This window comes from Cupriavidus sp. 2SB (genome assembly GCF_005503625.1).
GTDB lineage: Bacteria > Pseudomonadota > Gammaproteobacteria > Burkholderiales > Burkholderiaceae > Cupriavidus.
Genome location: NZ_SCMX01000081.1, coordinates 1 through 15,521, shown reverse-complemented (window position 1 = coordinate 15,521; position 15,521 = coordinate 1). Strand labels below are relative to the sequence as shown.

16 protein-coding genes are annotated in these 15,521 nt (G+C 65.5%); 9 read left to right on the top strand and 7 right to left on the bottom strand.

Features of this window, described 5'->3' with window-relative positions; all coding sequences use genetic code 11:
- Nucleotides 1-9: 9 nt before the first annotated feature.
- Nucleotides 10-834, bottom strand: a complete 825-nt coding sequence (locus FFS21_RS26665; RefSeq protein ID WP_137927705.1) for a helix-turn-helix transcriptional regulator — start codon at nt 832-834, stop codon at nt 10-12.
- Between the two features lie 127 nt (nt 835-961).
- Between FFS21_RS26665 and FFS21_RS26660 the strand changes: the two genes are divergently transcribed.
- Nucleotides 962-1,729, top strand: coding sequence for a class I SAM-dependent methyltransferase (locus FFS21_RS26660; RefSeq protein WP_137927704.1), 768 nt, complete (start codon nt 962-964; stop codon nt 1,727-1,729).
- A gap of 9 nt (nt 1,730-1,738) precedes the next feature.
- On the opposite strand, the gene FFS21_RS26655 is transcribed toward FFS21_RS26660, so the two are convergent.
- Entirely contained in the window at nt 1,739-2,644 is a 906-nt protein-coding gene (locus tag FFS21_RS26655) for a LysR family transcriptional regulator (protein WP_137927703.1), read from the bottom strand.
- Nucleotides 2,645-2,738: 94 nt separating this feature from the next.
- Between FFS21_RS26655 and FFS21_RS26650 the strand changes: the two genes are divergently transcribed.
- Nucleotides 2,739-3,761, top strand: coding sequence for a bile acid:sodium symporter family protein (locus tag FFS21_RS26650; RefSeq protein WP_137927702.1), 1,023 nt, complete (start codon nt 2,739-2,741; stop codon nt 3,759-3,761).
- Nucleotides 3,762-3,986: 225 nt separating this feature from the next.
- On the opposite strand, the gene FFS21_RS26645 is transcribed toward FFS21_RS26650, so the two are convergent.
- A complete protein-coding gene (locus FFS21_RS26645; protein WP_137927701.1) occupies nt 3,987-5,486 on the bottom strand; it encodes an N-acetylmuramoyl-L-alanine amidase in 1,500 nt (499 codons plus the stop codon).
- A complete protein-coding gene (gene tsaE / locus FFS21_RS26640; protein WP_137927700.1) occupies nt 5,480-6,034 on the bottom strand; it encodes a tRNA (adenosine(37)-N6)-threonylcarbamoyltransferase complex ATPase subunit type 1 TsaE in 555 nt (184 codons plus the stop codon). The genes FFS21_RS26645 and tsaE overlap by 7 nt, the downstream gene beginning before the upstream one ends.
- A 16-nt stretch (nt 6,035-6,050) precedes the next feature.
- Here tsaE and queG point away from each other — a divergent pair, with 16 nt between their 5' ends.
- Nucleotides 6,051-7,289 (top strand): tRNA epoxyqueuosine(34) reductase QueG, encoded by a 1,239-nt coding sequence (gene queG / locus FFS21_RS26635; protein WP_137927699.1) that lies wholly within the window; start codon nt 6,051-6,053, stop codon nt 7,287-7,289.
- A gap of 115 nt (nt 7,290-7,404) precedes the next feature.
- On the opposite strand, the gene FFS21_RS26630 is transcribed toward queG, so the two are convergent.
- On the bottom strand, nt 7,405-8,298 hold the full coding sequence (locus FFS21_RS26630) for an AEC family transporter (protein WP_137927698.1): 894 nt from the start codon (nt 8,296-8,298) through the stop codon (nt 7,405-7,407).
- 185 nt (nt 8,299-8,483) lie between these two features.
- Between FFS21_RS26630 and FFS21_RS26625 the strand changes: the two genes are divergently transcribed.
- From FFS21_RS26625 to plsY, 6 genes are all read left to right on the top strand, one after another.
- Nucleotides 8,484-9,101: a chalcone isomerase family protein gene (locus FFS21_RS26625; RefSeq protein ID WP_137927718.1), complete on the top strand. Its 618-nt coding sequence runs from the start codon at nt 8,484-8,486 to the stop codon at nt 9,099-9,101.
- A gap of 103 nt (nt 9,102-9,204) precedes the next feature.
- A complete protein-coding gene (locus tag FFS21_RS26620; RefSeq protein ID WP_137927697.1) occupies nt 9,205-10,185 on the top strand; it encodes a tripartite tricarboxylate transporter substrate binding protein BugE in 981 nt (326 codons plus the stop codon).
- A gap of 314 nt (nt 10,186-10,499) precedes the next feature.
- Nucleotides 10,500-10,979 (top strand): methylated-DNA--[protein]-cysteine S-methyltransferase, encoded by a 480-nt coding sequence (locus tag FFS21_RS26615; protein ID WP_137927696.1) that lies wholly within the window; start codon nt 10,500-10,502, stop codon nt 10,977-10,979.
- A complete protein-coding gene (gene xerD / locus FFS21_RS26610; RefSeq protein ID WP_137927695.1) occupies nt 10,976-11,884 on the top strand; it encodes a site-specific tyrosine recombinase XerD in 909 nt (302 codons plus the stop codon). The genes FFS21_RS26615 and xerD overlap by 4 nt, the downstream gene beginning before the upstream one ends.
- Before the next feature lie 18 nt (nt 11,885-11,902).
- Nucleotides 11,903-12,394 carry a Cys-tRNA(Pro) deacylase gene (ybaK, locus tag FFS21_RS26605; RefSeq protein WP_137927694.1) on the top strand — a complete coding sequence of 164 codons (492 nt, stop codon included), beginning with the start codon at nt 11,903-11,905 and terminating at the stop codon, nt 12,392-12,394.
- Between the two features lie 73 nt (nt 12,395-12,467).
- Nucleotides 12,468-13,088 carry a glycerol-3-phosphate 1-O-acyltransferase PlsY gene (plsY, locus tag FFS21_RS26600; protein ID WP_137927693.1) on the top strand — a complete coding sequence of 207 codons (621 nt, stop codon included), beginning with the start codon at nt 12,468-12,470 and terminating at the stop codon, nt 13,086-13,088.
- An 83-nt stretch (nt 13,089-13,171) separates the two neighbouring features.
- Here the strand turns inward: plsY and FFS21_RS26595 are convergent, their stop codons facing one another.
- Nucleotides 13,172-14,455 carry an ATP-binding protein gene (locus tag FFS21_RS26595; RefSeq protein ID WP_137927692.1) on the bottom strand — a complete coding sequence of 428 codons (1,284 nt, stop codon included), beginning with the start codon at nt 14,453-14,455 and terminating at the stop codon, nt 13,172-13,174.
- Nucleotides 14,452-15,186: a response regulator gene (locus FFS21_RS26590; protein ID WP_137927691.1), complete on the bottom strand. Its 735-nt coding sequence runs from the start codon at nt 15,184-15,186 to the stop codon at nt 14,452-14,454. The genes FFS21_RS26595 and FFS21_RS26590 overlap by 4 nt, the downstream gene beginning before the upstream one ends.
- Nucleotides 15,187-15,521: the final 335 nt, after the last annotated feature.

The following is a 15,521-nucleotide window of genomic DNA, read 5'->3' as shown; positions in this document are numbered from 1 at the left end:
ATCGAAGCGCTATTCCGCCGGCATCAGCATCGCCAGCATCATCCCCGGCGCGGCGGGCGGCACGAGCGTCAATTGCTCGAAGGCGATCAGGCCGCGCGCCGGGTGATGAAACCCGCGCCGGCCACCCTGCCGCTCCTCCACATCCTGCGAGCGCCATGCATTGGCAAACGCCGGACTGTCCGCCATCAATTGCTCGATCAGCGCACGCGTTGGCGGGTCTTCGGCATGGCGCAGACTATGCACACGGAATTCCGCCACGAGCCGCGCCGCCCGGTGCGGCCAGTCGGCCACTAATGCCTGCAGCCCTGGCGACAGGAACATCGCGCGCAGCAGGTTCTTCTCGCCCGACGCCTCATCGAGCCATCCCACGAACAGTTCAGCCGCCGCCTGATTCCAGGCCAGCGCCGTCCATTGTCGATCCAGCAGATACGCCGGCAGGCCGATGGCATGAACGCTGGCCAGCAAGGCGGGCGGCACGCCGGGGTCGGCTTCGGATCGCGGCTCGGGCTTGCCGGCGAGCGCAAACAGGTAGGCCCGCTCCGCGCGCGACAGCCGCAGCGCCTGCGCCAGGCTGTGCAGCGCGCGTCCCGACATTGTCACGGGTCGTCCCTGCTCCAGCCACGTCACCCATGTCGCACTCAGTCCCGCCAGTTGCGCCACTTCCTCGCGCCGCAGACCCGGCGTGCGGCGGCGCCGGCCCACCGGCAGGCCGACTTCGGCTGGCGACAGCCGCTCGCGGTGACTGCGCAGAAAGGCGCCCAGTTCGCCATCGCGCGAAACGGATGAGGCTGGCGATACGGGCTGCGAGAGGAAATCGAGCGGTTCCACAGACATGGTGGTGATTCTTATACCAGGATAAATCGGTGACTTGTACCGGGAAAAAGCGAGGTCTACAGTACGTGAACCCCGGGCCCAGGGCAATTGAAACCGAATCCCCCTCCACAAGAACGAGGCACCTCCCATGCAACAACAAGAACTCGTCGCCGCCCAGTTCGGCGCCACCGCCAGTGCGTACCTGACCAGCGCCGTCCACGCCCAGGGCGCGGACCTCGAACAACTCAGGCAGGCACTGGCTCACCTGAAGCCCGTGACTCACAGCCGCGTGCTGGACCTCGGTTGCGGCGCGGGCCACGCGAGCTTTGCTGCAGCCTCGATGGCAAACGAAGTGGTGGCTTACGATCTCTCCGCCGAAATGCTCGGCGTGGTGGCGGCAGCGGCCACGGATCGCGGTCTCGCCAACATCCGCACGCAACAGGGCGCCGCCGAAACCCTCCCATTTGACGACGCCAGCTTCTGCGCGGTGGTATCGCGCATGAGCGCACATCACTGGCGCGACGTGCCCGCCGCCCTGCGTGAAATCCGTCGCGTGGTGAAGCCAGGCGGCAAGGTGGTACTGATCGATATCGTCGGCGCCGAGGACCCGCTGTGCGATACGTGGCTCCAGTCCGTCGAACTGCTGCGCGATCCGTCGCATATCCGCGACTACACGCCCACGGGCTGGACGCAACTGTTCAGGGATGCCGGCTTCGATGTCGAGGTCTCGCCGGTCTGGCGCATCGAGATCGAGTTCGCCAGTTGGGTGGCCCGGATGCGCACGCCCGAGGTGGCGCAAACCGCCATTCGCCACCTGTGGGACAAGGCACCCGCCGAAGTGCGTGAGCGCTATCGCGTGCAGGCCGATGGCAGCTTCGCACTGGAAGCGGCGCTCTTCACCGCCTCGCCCCAGTAAGCCGGCAAGTCAGTCAGTCACCGCTTCGGCTGGAATCGGCATGGTCTGGACCATGTTCCAGACTGCGGCGGCGGCTGGCGATAGCGAGCGGTCCTCACGTCGGACCATGACGATGTTGCGGTCCTCGCGCGGCGTCAATGGCCGCGCGACCAGCGGCGACGCCGCCGGCAACGGCAACGAGAACGACGGCAGCACCGAGGCGCCGATCCCCGCCTCTACCATCCCGAATACGCTGGCTGAATGCCCCAGCTCCTGCACCACGTGGGGCACCACGCCATGGCGAGCCAGGATGCGATCGATCAACGGCCGGCTGCCGGACGCAAAGTCGAGCAGCACCAGCCGCTCCCCATGCAGTGCACGCCAGGGCACCGATTCGGCCTGCGCCAGTGGATGATCGCGGCGGCAGACGAAGCAGAATGGATCGGTCGCCAGCGGCGATATCGTCAGGCCGTCGCGGGTCAGCGGATCGATCAGCACGCCGAAATCCACTGCCCCCGCACGGATCTGTTCCAGGCCGTCGGCCTGCACGTTGTCGCGGACATATAGCCGGATTTCCGGATACTCGGCCGCGCAGGCCGACACGTACATCGGCATCAGCCGCGCCGAGATCGTAGGCGCGCTGGCGATCACCACCCTCCCCCGATAACGCTCGCCAAGTTGGCGGGTCTCTTCCAGCGTGTCGTCGAGCTGGCCCAGAAGTCGCTCCAGAGCGGGAACAAGCGCGGTGCCGGCATCGGTCAGGACCACCTCGCGCGTAGTGCGGTCGAGCAAACGTATGCCAAGCGCCTCTTCAAGCTCCGCCACCCCGCGGCTGACGGCGGGCTGGGTGAGGCCGACGGCATCTGCCGCCCGGCTGAAGCTGCCGTGCGCCGCCACCGCGAGAAAAACCCGCAACTGCCGCAGTGTGTAATTCATGCAACTAGGAAATATATGGATGCAATAAATGAATTTGCATTCTAGACAAGACAAGCGAACAATACCAAGCGGAAACCCTTAAGCACTATCCCCAATGTCAGCCATCCTCGCCCCTTTCAAAAAGATCTACGACCTTATCGACGGGTTCGTGCTGATCATGCTCTGCGCTATCGGCGTGGCGCTGCTCGCACCCGAAATCGGTGCCGGTGACGGCCCGCTGCAACTTGGCACCGTGACCAGTCTTGGGGTCGCGCTGGTGTTCTTCCTGCACGGCGCGGCGCTGTCGCGCGACAAGCTCGTGTCCGGTGCCAAGCACTGGCGCCTGCATGTGTTCGTGCAGTCGTTCACGTACATCGTGTTCCCGATCGTGGGTGTGCTGCTGATGTTGTCGCTGCGCAACCAGTTGCCGCCTGAGTTGTTGCTGGGCGTGTTCTACCTGTGCGCGCTGCCGTCCACCGTGTCGTCCTCCGTGGCCATGACGTCGATGGCGCGCGGCAACGTACCGGGCGCCATCTTCAACGCCACCATCTCCGGCCTGATCGGTATGGCGCTGACCCCGCTGCTGATGGGTCTGGTGATCAGCGCCAGCGGCGCCTCGATGCCGCTGGGTCGTGCACTGATGGGCGTGGCGCTGCAACTGCTGCTGCCGTTTGCGCTGGGCCAGGCGGCACGTCCGCTGATCGGCAAGTGGCTGGCCACCAAGAAGCAGATCACAACCAAGATTGACCGCGGCGTGATCGTGCTGATCGTGTATTCGTCGTTCTGCGATGCCACCGCTGCGGGCCTGTGGCACCAGTATTCGTGGCAGACCATTGGTGCCGTGATGGGTATCGCCGCCGTGATGTTGTTCGTGATTCTCGGCACGACCACCTTCGTCGCACGTCGCCTTGGTTTCTCGATCGAAGACGAGATCACTGCCGTGTTCTGCGGCTCGAAGAAGAGCCTGGCCAACGGTATCCCGATGGCCAAGATCCTGTTTGCCGGACACCCGGCTCTGGGCCTGCTGGTGCTGCCGCTGATGGTGTATCACCAGTTGCAACTGATCGTCTGCTCGGTCATCGCGTCGCGCTATGCGCAGCGGGACGATGTGGAGGAACGGGGGGCGGTGCGGGCTTGATTTGAGTTTGCTGCGGTAATGAAAAAACGGCGCTTTGGCGCCGTTTTTTTGTTGCTGCTTGCTCCTGCCTTGTTTGTACTCCCCTCTCCCGCATGGCGGGAGAGGGGTTGGGGGAGAGGGCTGGAGGGTCTGCTTGCCGACCACATCGCCATTTGAACTGCTGACCCTCTCCCCCGCCCCTCTCCCGCTCGCGGGAGAGGGGAGAAAACCGGGAGTAATTGAGCACTACACCGACGGATTTTTCGACAGCGGCGGGTTCTTCGCGAAATACGCCTTGATGCCGCGCAGGATGGCGTTGGCCAGTTGTTCCTGGTGGGCGTCGTCGTTGAGCTTGCGTTCTTCCTCGGGATTGCTGATGAAGGCGGTCTCGATCAGGATCGATGGGATGTCCGGTGCCTTGAGCACGGCAAACCCGGCCTGTTCCACGCTGCCCTTGTGCAGCCGGTTGATGCCGCCGATCTCCTGCAGCACGGCCTTGCCGACCTGCATGCTGTCGTTGATCTGCGCCGTGGTGGAGAGATCGAGCAGCACGCGCGAGACCTGGGCATCCTTGTTGCCCATGTTTGTGCCGCCGATCAGGTCGGCGTTGTTTTCCTTGTTCGCCAGCCAGCGCGCAGCGGAACTCGATGCGCCGCGCTCGGACAATGCAAACACCGAGGCGCCGCTTGCCGTGGGCTGCACGAAGGCATCGGCGTGGATCGAGACAAACAGGTCCGCCTGCACGCGGCGGGCCTTCTGCACGCGCACGTTCAGCGGCACGAAGAAGTCCGAATCGCGCGTCATCATGGCGCGCATGTTCGGCTCGGAATCGATCTTCTTGCGCAGGCGGTGCGCGATCTGCAGCACCACGTCCTTCTCGCGCGAACCCGCTGCGCCGGTGGCGCCGGGGTCTTCACCACCATGGCCCGGATCGAGCGCCACGGTCAGCAGGCGGCGCATCTTGAACTGGCTTGGCGGCGGTACGTTGGTTTGTGCCACCGGCGGCGGCACCGCCACGGCGGCGGGCTTCTCGGGCGTGGGCTTCGGCTTCACGGTTGCCACCACGGGCGGCGGCGCGGTCGTGGCCGGCGGCAACTGGCCGCGATCCTCGAACTTGCGGACGATGGCGCCAATCGCGTCTTCCTCGGCACCGGCCGGGGCGCCTGCGATCTGCTGTTCGGCGCCGTGCGGCGGTGGCGTAGAGGCAAAGCGGCGCTGCTTGTCTTCGGTATCGCGCACCAGTTTCCAGAGCGGATCGGGCGGATTGACCGGATACAGGTCGAACACCAGCCGGTTGCGATAGTCGCCAATCGGCAGCAGCGTGAACACCTGCGGGGAAACGTCTTCCTTGAGATCGAACACCATCCGCACGACCTTCGGGCGGTTCTGGCCCACGCGCACGGACTGGATGTATGGGTCATTCGACGTGATCTTGGCGACCAGCTCGCGCAGCGTGGGCGAGAGATCCAGCCCGTCGATATCGACCACCAGCCGATCCGGGTTGCGGATCATCTGGTGGACAGCGACGAGCTTTTCGTCGGATTCGATGGTGACGCGCGTGTAGTCCTCGGCGGGCCAGACGCGCACGGCGACGATGCCGGCGCCCGACGCAATCTGCGGGCCGGCCAGCGTCAGCACAACCGCCCCGGCGCTGACCTTCAGGGCCTGCGCCATCCATTTGCGGCGGGCCTGGAACAGTCCGTCGGGTCCATCGGGTCGGTCGGTGGCAAGTCGCTTGATCAGCATGCGTTCAGCAAGGTAAGTCCAAGGGCAGTATAGGCGCGCAGGGTGGCCATGCGACGATCGGCGCCCGCTTCGGCATCGTTATCGGCTGGATTGGCGCCATTTTCAACCGCGGATTGCACACGGTTGTCCGATTGGAGCAACACGTGCAGGTCGGGTTCCCCTAACAGTCGCCCCGCTTTCTCGGGCCACTCCACCAGGTTGAAGGCCGGTTCGGCGAAACAGTCCCGGAAGCCAGCGTCGATCCATTCCTCGGGATCGGCAAAGCGGTACAGGTCGAAGTGGTAGACGGTGAGCGGCGAGCCGTCGGCGCGCGCCACGGCGTAGGGCTCGCACAGCGTGTAGGTGGGGCTGCGCACCTTGCCGGCGTGGCCCAGCGCGCGCAGCACGGCGCGTGAGAGCGTGGTCTTGCCCGCGCCCAGGTCGCCGGAAAGCTGCACATGGACCGTGCACGGCGGCATATTGCGGACGGCTCCGGCCAGCGCAGCGCCGAACCGTTCGGTGGCGGCTTCGTCAGGCAGCGGCAGGATGCGTTCTTCGAGCAGGGGCATTGCGTACAATTCAGGGATGATCGACCGTGCAGTGCCCGCCCCGTCCCCCGAATCTACAGAGACAGATCCCGCGCCGGCGCATGCCAGTCCAGCTTCCGAAGCCTCCGATGCTTCGCAGGCGGACCTGGCTGCGCTGGCGGCGTCCGTTCGCGCCTGGGGCGCCGAACTCGGTTTCGATGCGGTCCGCATCGCGGACGTGGACCTTCGGCATGCCGAAGCGGGCCTGCTGGCGTGGCTGCAGGCGGGCTACCACGGCGACATGGATTATATGGCGAACCACGGTACAAAGCGCGCCCGTCCCGGCGAACTCGTGCCCGGTACGGTACGTGCCATCGTGGCCCGCATGCCCTACCTGCCCGCGCAGGGTCCCGACGACTGGCGCGGCCACGAACAGGCCCGGCTCGACGACCCGGCCACGGCCGTGATCTCGCTCTACGCCCGGGGCCGCGACTATCACAAGGTGCTGCGCAACCGCCTGCAGCAACTGGCCGCGCGCATCGAGACCGCCATCGGCGCGTTCGGCTACCGCGTCTTTACCGATTCGGCACCCGTCATGGAAGTGGCGCTGGCCAGCCAGGGCGGACTCGGCTGGCGAGGCAAGCACACGCTGCTGCTGGATCGGGAGGGTGGCTCGATGTTCTTCCTCGGCGAGATCCTCGTCGATATCCCGCTGCCGGCCGATCCCGCCACGGAACCGCATTGCGGCCAGTGCCGCCGCTGCATCGACGTGTGTCCCACGCAGGCTATCCTGGCGCCCTACCGGCTGGACGCGCGCCGTTGTATTTCTTACCTGACGATCGAGCACAAGGGCGCCATCCCGGAAGCATTGCGCGCGCCGATGGGCAATCGCATCTACGGCTGCGACGACTGCCAGGTAGCGTGCCCCTGGAACAAGTTCGCGCACCGCGCCACGCTGCCCGATTTTGATGTGCGCAACGGCTTCGACGCGCCCGACATGGTGGACCTGTTCAACTGGACCGATGCGGAGTTCAACCAGCGGCTCGAAGGTAGTCCGATCCGACGTATCGGACACGAGCGGTGGCTGCGGAATCTGGCAGTGGGCCTGGGGAATGGACTGCGGAGTGCGGGGGCGAATGATCCGGTGCTGGCGGAGCGGATTCGTGCGGCGCTGATGGCGCGTCTGGATGAGGCGACACCGCTGGTGCGGGAGCATATCGAGTGGGCGCTGGGGCAGGAAACCTCGCCACTCCCAACTGTTTTGGTTCCCCTCTCCCGCGAGCGGGAGAGGGGTTAGGGGAGAGGGCCGGCGTTTCGCCCGTCACAAGCCTGGTCAGGACTTGATGCGCTGGCCCTCTCCCCCGCCCCTCTCCCGCACGCGGGAGAGGGGAGCAAAACACGGCAGGGAAAATTCATTCCACCAGCACCAACCAGAACGGCGTGGTCACCACCGCCGCAATCGTCATCGCGGAAATCGTCGCGGCCACCATCGGCCCATTGCCGCCCATCCGCACAGCCAGGATGTACGCGCTCGATGCGGTGGGCAGCGAGGCGTAGAGCACCACGATCTGATACTGCAGCGTCGTCAGCGGCAGATACTTTCCGACGATCCACGCGAAGCACGGCATGGCCAGCAGCTTCACGCCGGTCCACCAAGCCATCGGCCCCAGCGTGCCGGTGGCGCCGCTGATCTGCAATCCCGCGCCCACGGTCATCAGGCCCAGCGCCGTCGATGCGGAGCCGAGCCGGTTCAGCGTCATCGCCACCACATCGGGCGGATGCAGCCCCAGCAGGTTCGTGATGAGCCCCGTGGCCGTGGCCAGGATCAGCGGGTTGCGCGCCAGCTCGCGCAGCAGCTTGGCCTCGCCGTGGCGGGCCAGCGCCCAGACGGCCACCACGTTGCACGCGGGCACCGTGACGCCCACCACCAGCGCCATCAGCGCCAGCCCCTCGCCGCCGCCGAGCCGCGCGGCCAGCGCCAGGCCGATATACGAGTTGAAGCGGAACGCAGTCTGCAGGCCCGAGGCGAAATCCACCGGGTCTGGCCGCAACACGAACTTGACCAGATAGCCGGTGGCGATGCCGAAGGTCATCGTGGCCACGGCCAGGCCCAGCATGGCGGAGGTGGAGGAGAAATCGAACGTGGCGCTGTTGGTGGACTGCAACAGCAAAGCGGGGAACAGCACGAAGTAGACCAGGCGTTCCACGCCACCCCAGAAGGCCCGGTCGAACGGGGTGTAGCGCACCAGCAGCCACCCGATGAGGATCAGGCTGAAGTCCGGCACCAGCAGCAGCGCGGCAGACATGTCTCGAATGTTTCTCTAGTTATCGTGGGTTCTGACGACCCGCTTCGTCGAAAGTGAAGGCTAGGGCAGATACGGATGGGTATTTTTTCAGAATTCCTGCAGCATGGCACGCTGAATTTCGTCTTGCCCGCAGTCCTGCCCGCACTGGCAGCCGCGGTTGTTTGCCGTCTTACATCGTCGTAGCCATGAAGTCCGCGCAGTCCCGAATCCTCCGCACGCGGCACGTCCGCCGCCTTGCCGCCTCGCTGTGTACCGCGCTGGTGCTGGGTGCGCTGTTGCCCACGGCTTCGGCCATGGAGATCGGCGGCGTACGGTTCGACGATGCGGCGCGCCTGGGTGGCAAGGAACTGCCGCTCAACGGCACCGGGCTGCGGCAGGCCTTTATCGTCAAGGGCTATGCGGCGGGACTCTACCTGCCGGAACGCGCGCGCAATGCCACGCTGGCGCTGGTCACGCCGGGTCCGAAGCGGTTGCAGATCCGGCCGCTGCGCGAGGTGGAAACCACGGCATTCGTAAAAGCCCTCAACGAAGGGCTGCGCGAGAATCATTCGGAACTGCAGCTCAAGCTGTTGTCCGACCGGGTGTCGCAACTGGAGCGCACGATGGCCCAGATAGGCCCGGCGCATCGCGGCGACATCATCAATTTCGATTTCACGCCTGACGGCGGCACGGCCATCACGCTGAACGGCATCCCTCGCGGACAAGCGATTCATGGCGAGGATTTCTACCAGGCTGTGCTGCGCATTTTCCTGGGTGAGCACCCGGTGGACCGCAACCTCAAGCGCGGACTGCTGGGCGGCTGATCCGGTAAGCCGGCGTGCCATGGCAACCCGCCCATGGCGCTCCAGTTGATGCAACCTCGCCGGACGCGATCCGTCCGGCCTTATGACGGGAGACTCTCTTCTCATGCAAGCTCGCAAAACCATCCTGACCGTGGCCATCGCCGCCGTTGCCTCCGTGGCATCGGTCGCACACGCCCAGACCGCCTACCCCACCAAGCCGATCCGCCTGATCATTCCGTTTGCACCGGGCGGCACGACCGACATCGTCGGCCGTGGCGTGGCCGACCAGATGAGCCGCATCCTGGGCCAGCCCGTGGTGGTGGAGAACCGCGCCGGTGGCGGTGGCTCGATTGGTGCCGACGCCATCGCCAAGTCGGCCCCGGACGGCTACACGATCGGTATCTCCACGGTGTCGACCATGGCCGTGAACCCGGCCTGCAACCCGAAGCTGTCGTACGACCCGATCAAGGACTTCAAGCCCATCGCCAACGTGGCGAACGTGGCGAACGTGATCGCCGTCAACCCGAGCTTCCCGGCCAAGGACTACAAGGAGTTCCTGGCCGTGCTGAAGGCCAACCCGGGCAAGTACTCGTTCGCATCGTCGGGCACCTGCGGCTTCGGCCACATGCTGGGCGAGCAGTTCAAGGTCTCGACCAAGACGTTCATGGTCCACATCCCGTACCGTGGCGCGGGCCCGGCACTGAACGACGTGCTGGCCGGCCAGGTGCCGATCATGGTGGACAACCTGCCGTCGTCGATGCCCTACATCAAGGCCGGCAAGCTGCGCCCGATCGTGGTGGCCTGGAACAAGCGCGTGGAGGGCCTGCCCGACGTGCCGACCTTCGGCGAAATGGGCCTCAAGGAGCCGAACGACCCGGCCTGGTACGGCCTGGTGGCACCGGCCGGCACGCCTGACGACGTGATCGCCAAGCTGAACGCCGCCGTGGTCAAGGCCCTGCAGGACAAGGGCTTCGCGGAGCGCCTGCGCACCGCTGGCGCCGAGCCGTCGGGCAACACCCCGGCCCAGCACGCCGCCGAAATCAAGAAGGAATTCGACAAGATGAAGAACCTGGTGAAGGTTCAGAACATCAAGCTGGAGCAGTAAGGGCATCAGGCTGCTGCTGACTCGCTCCCCTCTCCCGCACAGCGGGAGAGGGGTTGGGGGTGAGGGCAGGCGGTTGAAATCCTGACGCATACAGGCAAGGACCACAGCGATGTGGTCCTTGTTTGTTTTGTGGCGCGCGCTGCGGCTGGCCATATCGGCAATTTGAACGGCTGGCCCTCTCCCCCGCCCCTCTCCCGCCACGCGGGAGAGGGGAGCAAACCGAGGGGACCGCTCGCGGGAGAGGGGAGCAAACCGGGAGTAGTGGCAAGCCAAAATCAGCATAGAATTCCGTATTTCCGCCCTCTCTCACCGCCATGTCTCCCAAGTTCGATGCCATCCTGCCTGCGCCGTTCGGCAAGGTTGGCGTGCGCGTCATTGGCGATCAGGTGCATGAGATCGTCTATCTGCCTGACAGCTTCGACGAGATTGCTCCCGTCGGCACATTGCTACAGCGCGTGGCGACGCAGCTTGCCGCCTACTATGACAACCCCGACTTCGTTTTCGACCTGCCGCTGGCCGCGCGCGGCACCGACTTCCAGCGCAAGGTCTGGGGGGCGATTTCCGCCGTGCCGCGTGGCGGGCTGACGACCTACGGCACCATCGCCAAATCTCTGCAAAGCATGCCGCGCGCAGTGGGTCAGGCATGCGGACAGAACTGGTTTCCGATCGTGATTCCGTGTCATCGCGTGGTGGCCGCCAATGGGCTGGGTGGTTTTGCGCACCATGGCGAGGAAGGCTTCCATCTGGGCGTCAAGCGCTGGCTGCTGCGTCACGAAGGTGCGATGTTGCTATGACGGCGGGGCTCGATGACGACCTGTCACTGGTCGACCGCTTCTGTGACGCGCTGTGGCTCGAAGACGGACTCTCCCGCAACACCATCGACGCCTATCGCCGCGACCTCGCGCTGCTGACGCGCTGGCTTCACGAGAGCGAAACGTCCACGCTGCTGGCCGTGGACGACACCGCGCTCACCGCCTACTTTGCCGCGCGCCACAGCGAGACGCGGGCGTCTTCGGCCAATCGCCGCCTCACGGTGTTCCGGCGCTTCTACCAGTGGTCGCTGCGCGAGCACATGATCGAGGCCGATCCCTGCCTGCTGCTGCGTCCTGCCAAACAGCCACCGCGTTTTCCGAAGACGCTGTCCGAAGCCAATGTCGAGGCACTGCTGGAAGCCCCCGACACCGATACGCCGCTGGGCCTGCGTGACCGCACCATGCTCGAACTGATGTACGCGAGCGGCCTGCGCGTGTCCGAACTCACCAACATGAAGACGATCGAGATCGGACTCAACGAAGGGGTAGCGCGCGTGGTGGGCGGCAAGGGCAACAAGGAGCGGCTGGTGCCGTTCGGCGCGCAGGCCGGCGACTGGCTGCGCGACTACCTCGCCGAAGCCCGCCCCGCCCTGCTCGCGGGCCGCGCCTGCGACGAACTGTTCGTCACGCAGCGCGGCGAGGGCATGACGCGCCAGGCGTTCTGGCACCTCATCAAGAAACATGCGCGCGAGGCCGGCATTCACGCGCCGCTCTCCCCGCACACGCTGCGGCACGCCTTTGCCACGCACCTGCTGAATCACGGCGCGGACCTGCGCGTGGTGCAGATGCTGCTGGGCCATGCCGATATCTCGACCACGCAGATCTACACGCACGTGGCGCGCGAGCGCCTGCGCGAACTGCACCTGCAACACCATCCGCGCGGCTGACGTGCGGAAATCCCGATCATGAGCAAAAGCAAGCACGTCTCCGAAACCCCCGCCACGCAAATGCTGCGCAAGCAGGGTGTCACGTTCGGCGAACATCCCTACGATTACGTGGATCACGGTGGCACCGGCGAATCGGCGCGCCAGCTCGGCGTGCCCGAGCACAACGTGATCAAGACACTGGTGATGGAAGACGAAGCCGCGCGGCCGTTGATCGTGCTGATGCATGGCGACTGCTCGGTCTCGACCAAGAACCTCGCGCGGCAGATTGGCTGCAAGAGCGTGCAGCCGTGCAAGCCCGAGGTGGCCCAGCGCCATAGCGGCTACATGGTCGGCGGCACGTCGCCGTTCGGCACGAAGAAGCGCATGCCGGTCTATGTGGAAGCCTCGGTGCTGGCGCTGGACACGATCTACATCAACGGCGGACGTCGCGGCTATCTGGTCAGCATCGCGCCATCGGCGCTGACTGACCTGCTCGAAGCCAAGCCCGTCGAGTGCGCCCTGCCCGACTGATCCGCCCGCTATCCCGGCGCCGCGCTACAATCGCGCCAGCCCAAAATCAGAGCCGTCCCACGCCACAAGACCCATGTCGCCCACCATCGCCAACCTGCTGTTTGCCGTCCTCGCCTACCTGATCGGATCGGTGTCCTTCGCCGTCGTGGTCAGCAAGGCCATGGGCCTGCCCGATCCCCATACCTATGGATCAGGCAACCCCGGCGCCACCAACGTGCTGCGTAGCGGCAGCAAGAAAGCCGCCATCCTGACGCTGATCGGCGATGGCCTGAAGGGTTTTGTGGCCGTCATGCTGGCCAAGCACCTGGGCGCCAGCTACGGCCTGGACGACACCGGCCTCGCGCTGGCCTCGCTGGCCGTGTTCCTGGGTCACCTGTTCCCGGTCTTTCACCGCTTTGCGGGCGGCAAGGGCGTCGCCACCGCAGCCGGCATCCTGTTCGCCATCGAGCCGCTGCTGGGCGCCGGCACGCTGGCCACCTGGCTCATCATCGCGGTCTTCTTCCGCTATTCCTCGCTGGCCGCCCTGATGGCCGCGATCTTCGCGCCGTTCTTCTACGTGCTGATGTTCGGCGTGGATATCATCGCCGGCGCGGTCCTCGTGATCAGCGTGCTGCTGATCGCGCGCCATCGCAGCAATATCGCAAAGCTGCTGGCGGGCAAGGAAAGCCGCATTGGGGAGAAGAAGAAGGTTTGAGGGGTTGAACCCCTCACTGTTTTTGCTCCCCTCTCCCGCATGGCGGGAGAGGGGAGAAAACAATCGGTGAGAGAAAGGCGAACCTAAGCCGCCTGCGCCAGCGCTGCAAACGGAAACACCATCTCCACGCGCAACCCGCCTTCTTCGCGGTTGCTGATCGATAGTCGCCCCCCGCCCTGCCTGACCAGCCGATCCACGATCGCCAGGCCCAGCCCCGAATGCGCATTGCCGCCGCGTGCCGGATCGAGCCGGACGAAAGGCATCGTCACGCGCTCGATGGCGTCTTCGGGAATGCCGGGGCCCTGGTCCTCCACGGTCAGGCGCCAGCCTTCATGCGTGCGCGCCGTGGCCACATAGACGGGCGGCTCGCCGTAGGCATAGGCGTTGTCCACGAGGTTGCCGATGATCCGGTCAAGCTGCGTGGCGATCATGCGGAAGCCGTCGCCGGCCATGAGTTCGAGCACGACATGGCGCTCCTGCTCCAGAAACGACGCCGCCAGTTCGTGGATGCGTTTATCCACCGGCACAGGCCGTGCGGTCGGTTCGCTGCTCTGGGCAAACGTCAGGAACTGTTCGACGATGGCCGACATCGATTCCACATCGCGCGTCACGCCCGCAGCGGCCTTGGGATCGGACAGCATCTCGGCGCGCAGCCGCAGCCGGGCCAGCGGGGTCTTGAGGTCGTGGGCAATGCCCGCCAGCATCGTGTTGCGTTCCTGGTCGATGCGGAACAGGTCCGCCACCATCCGATTGAAACGCTCGATCAACTGGCGCAGTTCGTGCGGACCGCGCTCGCGCAGCGGCGGCACGGCCTGCTGGCGCGACAGTTTCTCCGCCGCTTCCGCCATGTCGCGCACCGGGCGCTGGATCTGCCACGCCACGAACAGCGCGAAGATAATCGCCACGCCCACCACCAGCACCACGCCCGGCATCAGGCGGTTATCGGGCGGCGGATTGTGGACGAACAGGATCGGCATGGCGATCCAGCGATTGCGGTTCGGCAGCTTGATCCACAGGCGCGGCGTGGACAGTTCGTCCTCCAGCCGCACTTCGGTGCCCTGCGGCAAGCGCCGCGTGAACTGCTCCACCAGCCGGCGCGGACGGCCAGGGTTAGGCTGACCGGCCTGCTGATCGACACCCGGCGTCTCGGACACCTCGATCAGACTCGGCAGCGCCACGGGCGGCTTGGCATCAAGCGCCCGTTCGATACTGTCGAGCTGGAACATCATCTGATCGACGGAATAGTCAATCTGCTGCTGGCGGCGATCCATGCGCAGGATTGCCAGCCACGAGAAATGGCTGATCACGAGCACGGCAGCAATCAGCAGCGCCATGCGGCCGAACAGGGTGTCGATGCGGAGCTTCATTGCAGGATGCTGTCCTCGGCCTCGTCGGGCACGAACGTGTAGCCACGCCCGCGCACGGTCTGGATATAGCGTGGACGCTGCGCATCCTCATCGAGCAGCCGGCGCAGGCGCCAGATCTGCACGTCAATGCCGCGATCGCTGATGCCGTTGGCCGTGCCGTACATCAGTTCGACAATGCGCTCACGCGACAGCACTTCCAGCGGATGCATCAGCAGCAGCTTGAGCAGCGCGAACTCGGTATCGCTGATCGACACGGCCTGCCCCGCACGCTCCAGCGACCGCTGACGGAAATTCACGCGGAACGGGCCGAAGGCGATGGATTCACGGTCTTCCGGCGCGGCGGCGGGCCGGGCCAGCTTGCGGCGCAGCACGGCGTTGATGCGCGCCAGCAGCTCGCGCGGCGAGAAAGGCTTGCCGAGGTAATCGTCGGCGCCGATTTCCAGGCCGACGATGCGGTCGATCTCGTCGCTGCGCGCGGTCAGCAGGATCACCGGAATGTCGTCGTTCTTGGCCCGCAGGTTGCGCAGCGCGGTCAGGCCATCGACCTTGGGCATCATCAGGTCGAGCACGATCAGCGCGGGCCGCTCGCGTTCGAGGCGGGCCTGCAGGCCGTCGCCGTCGTGCAGCACCGAGACGGCAAAGCCCTGGGACGTCAGGTATTCGCGCAGGAGGTCGCGCAGTTCGGGATCGTCGTCGACGACGAGGATCTGGGTAGGCTGGTTCGTTCGCATAGCCGAATGATAGACAGGCCAGCCGCCACATATTGCAAATCGGCCCGGCCGTTTTGTTTCTGGAGGTTACACCCGCGTCGCTGGTAATCCGCTGTAATAAAACCGTCCAGCCCTGAAATAGGTGGGGTGACGGCCGCACATTATGCTTGCATCCCATGACGCGCCTCGACTGGCGCCATCCCACCATTCGGCGGGTCGCCCTGTCATCGCGATGCGGCATACTGCTGCCACTTCTCCGTCACAGGCGGCTGCCCCGCTGTGCGAATACCGTTTGGCACGCACCTCTTTTTTGTCGTGCCGCTCCCAGGATTCCGGTCATGTCTCACCCAGAACAA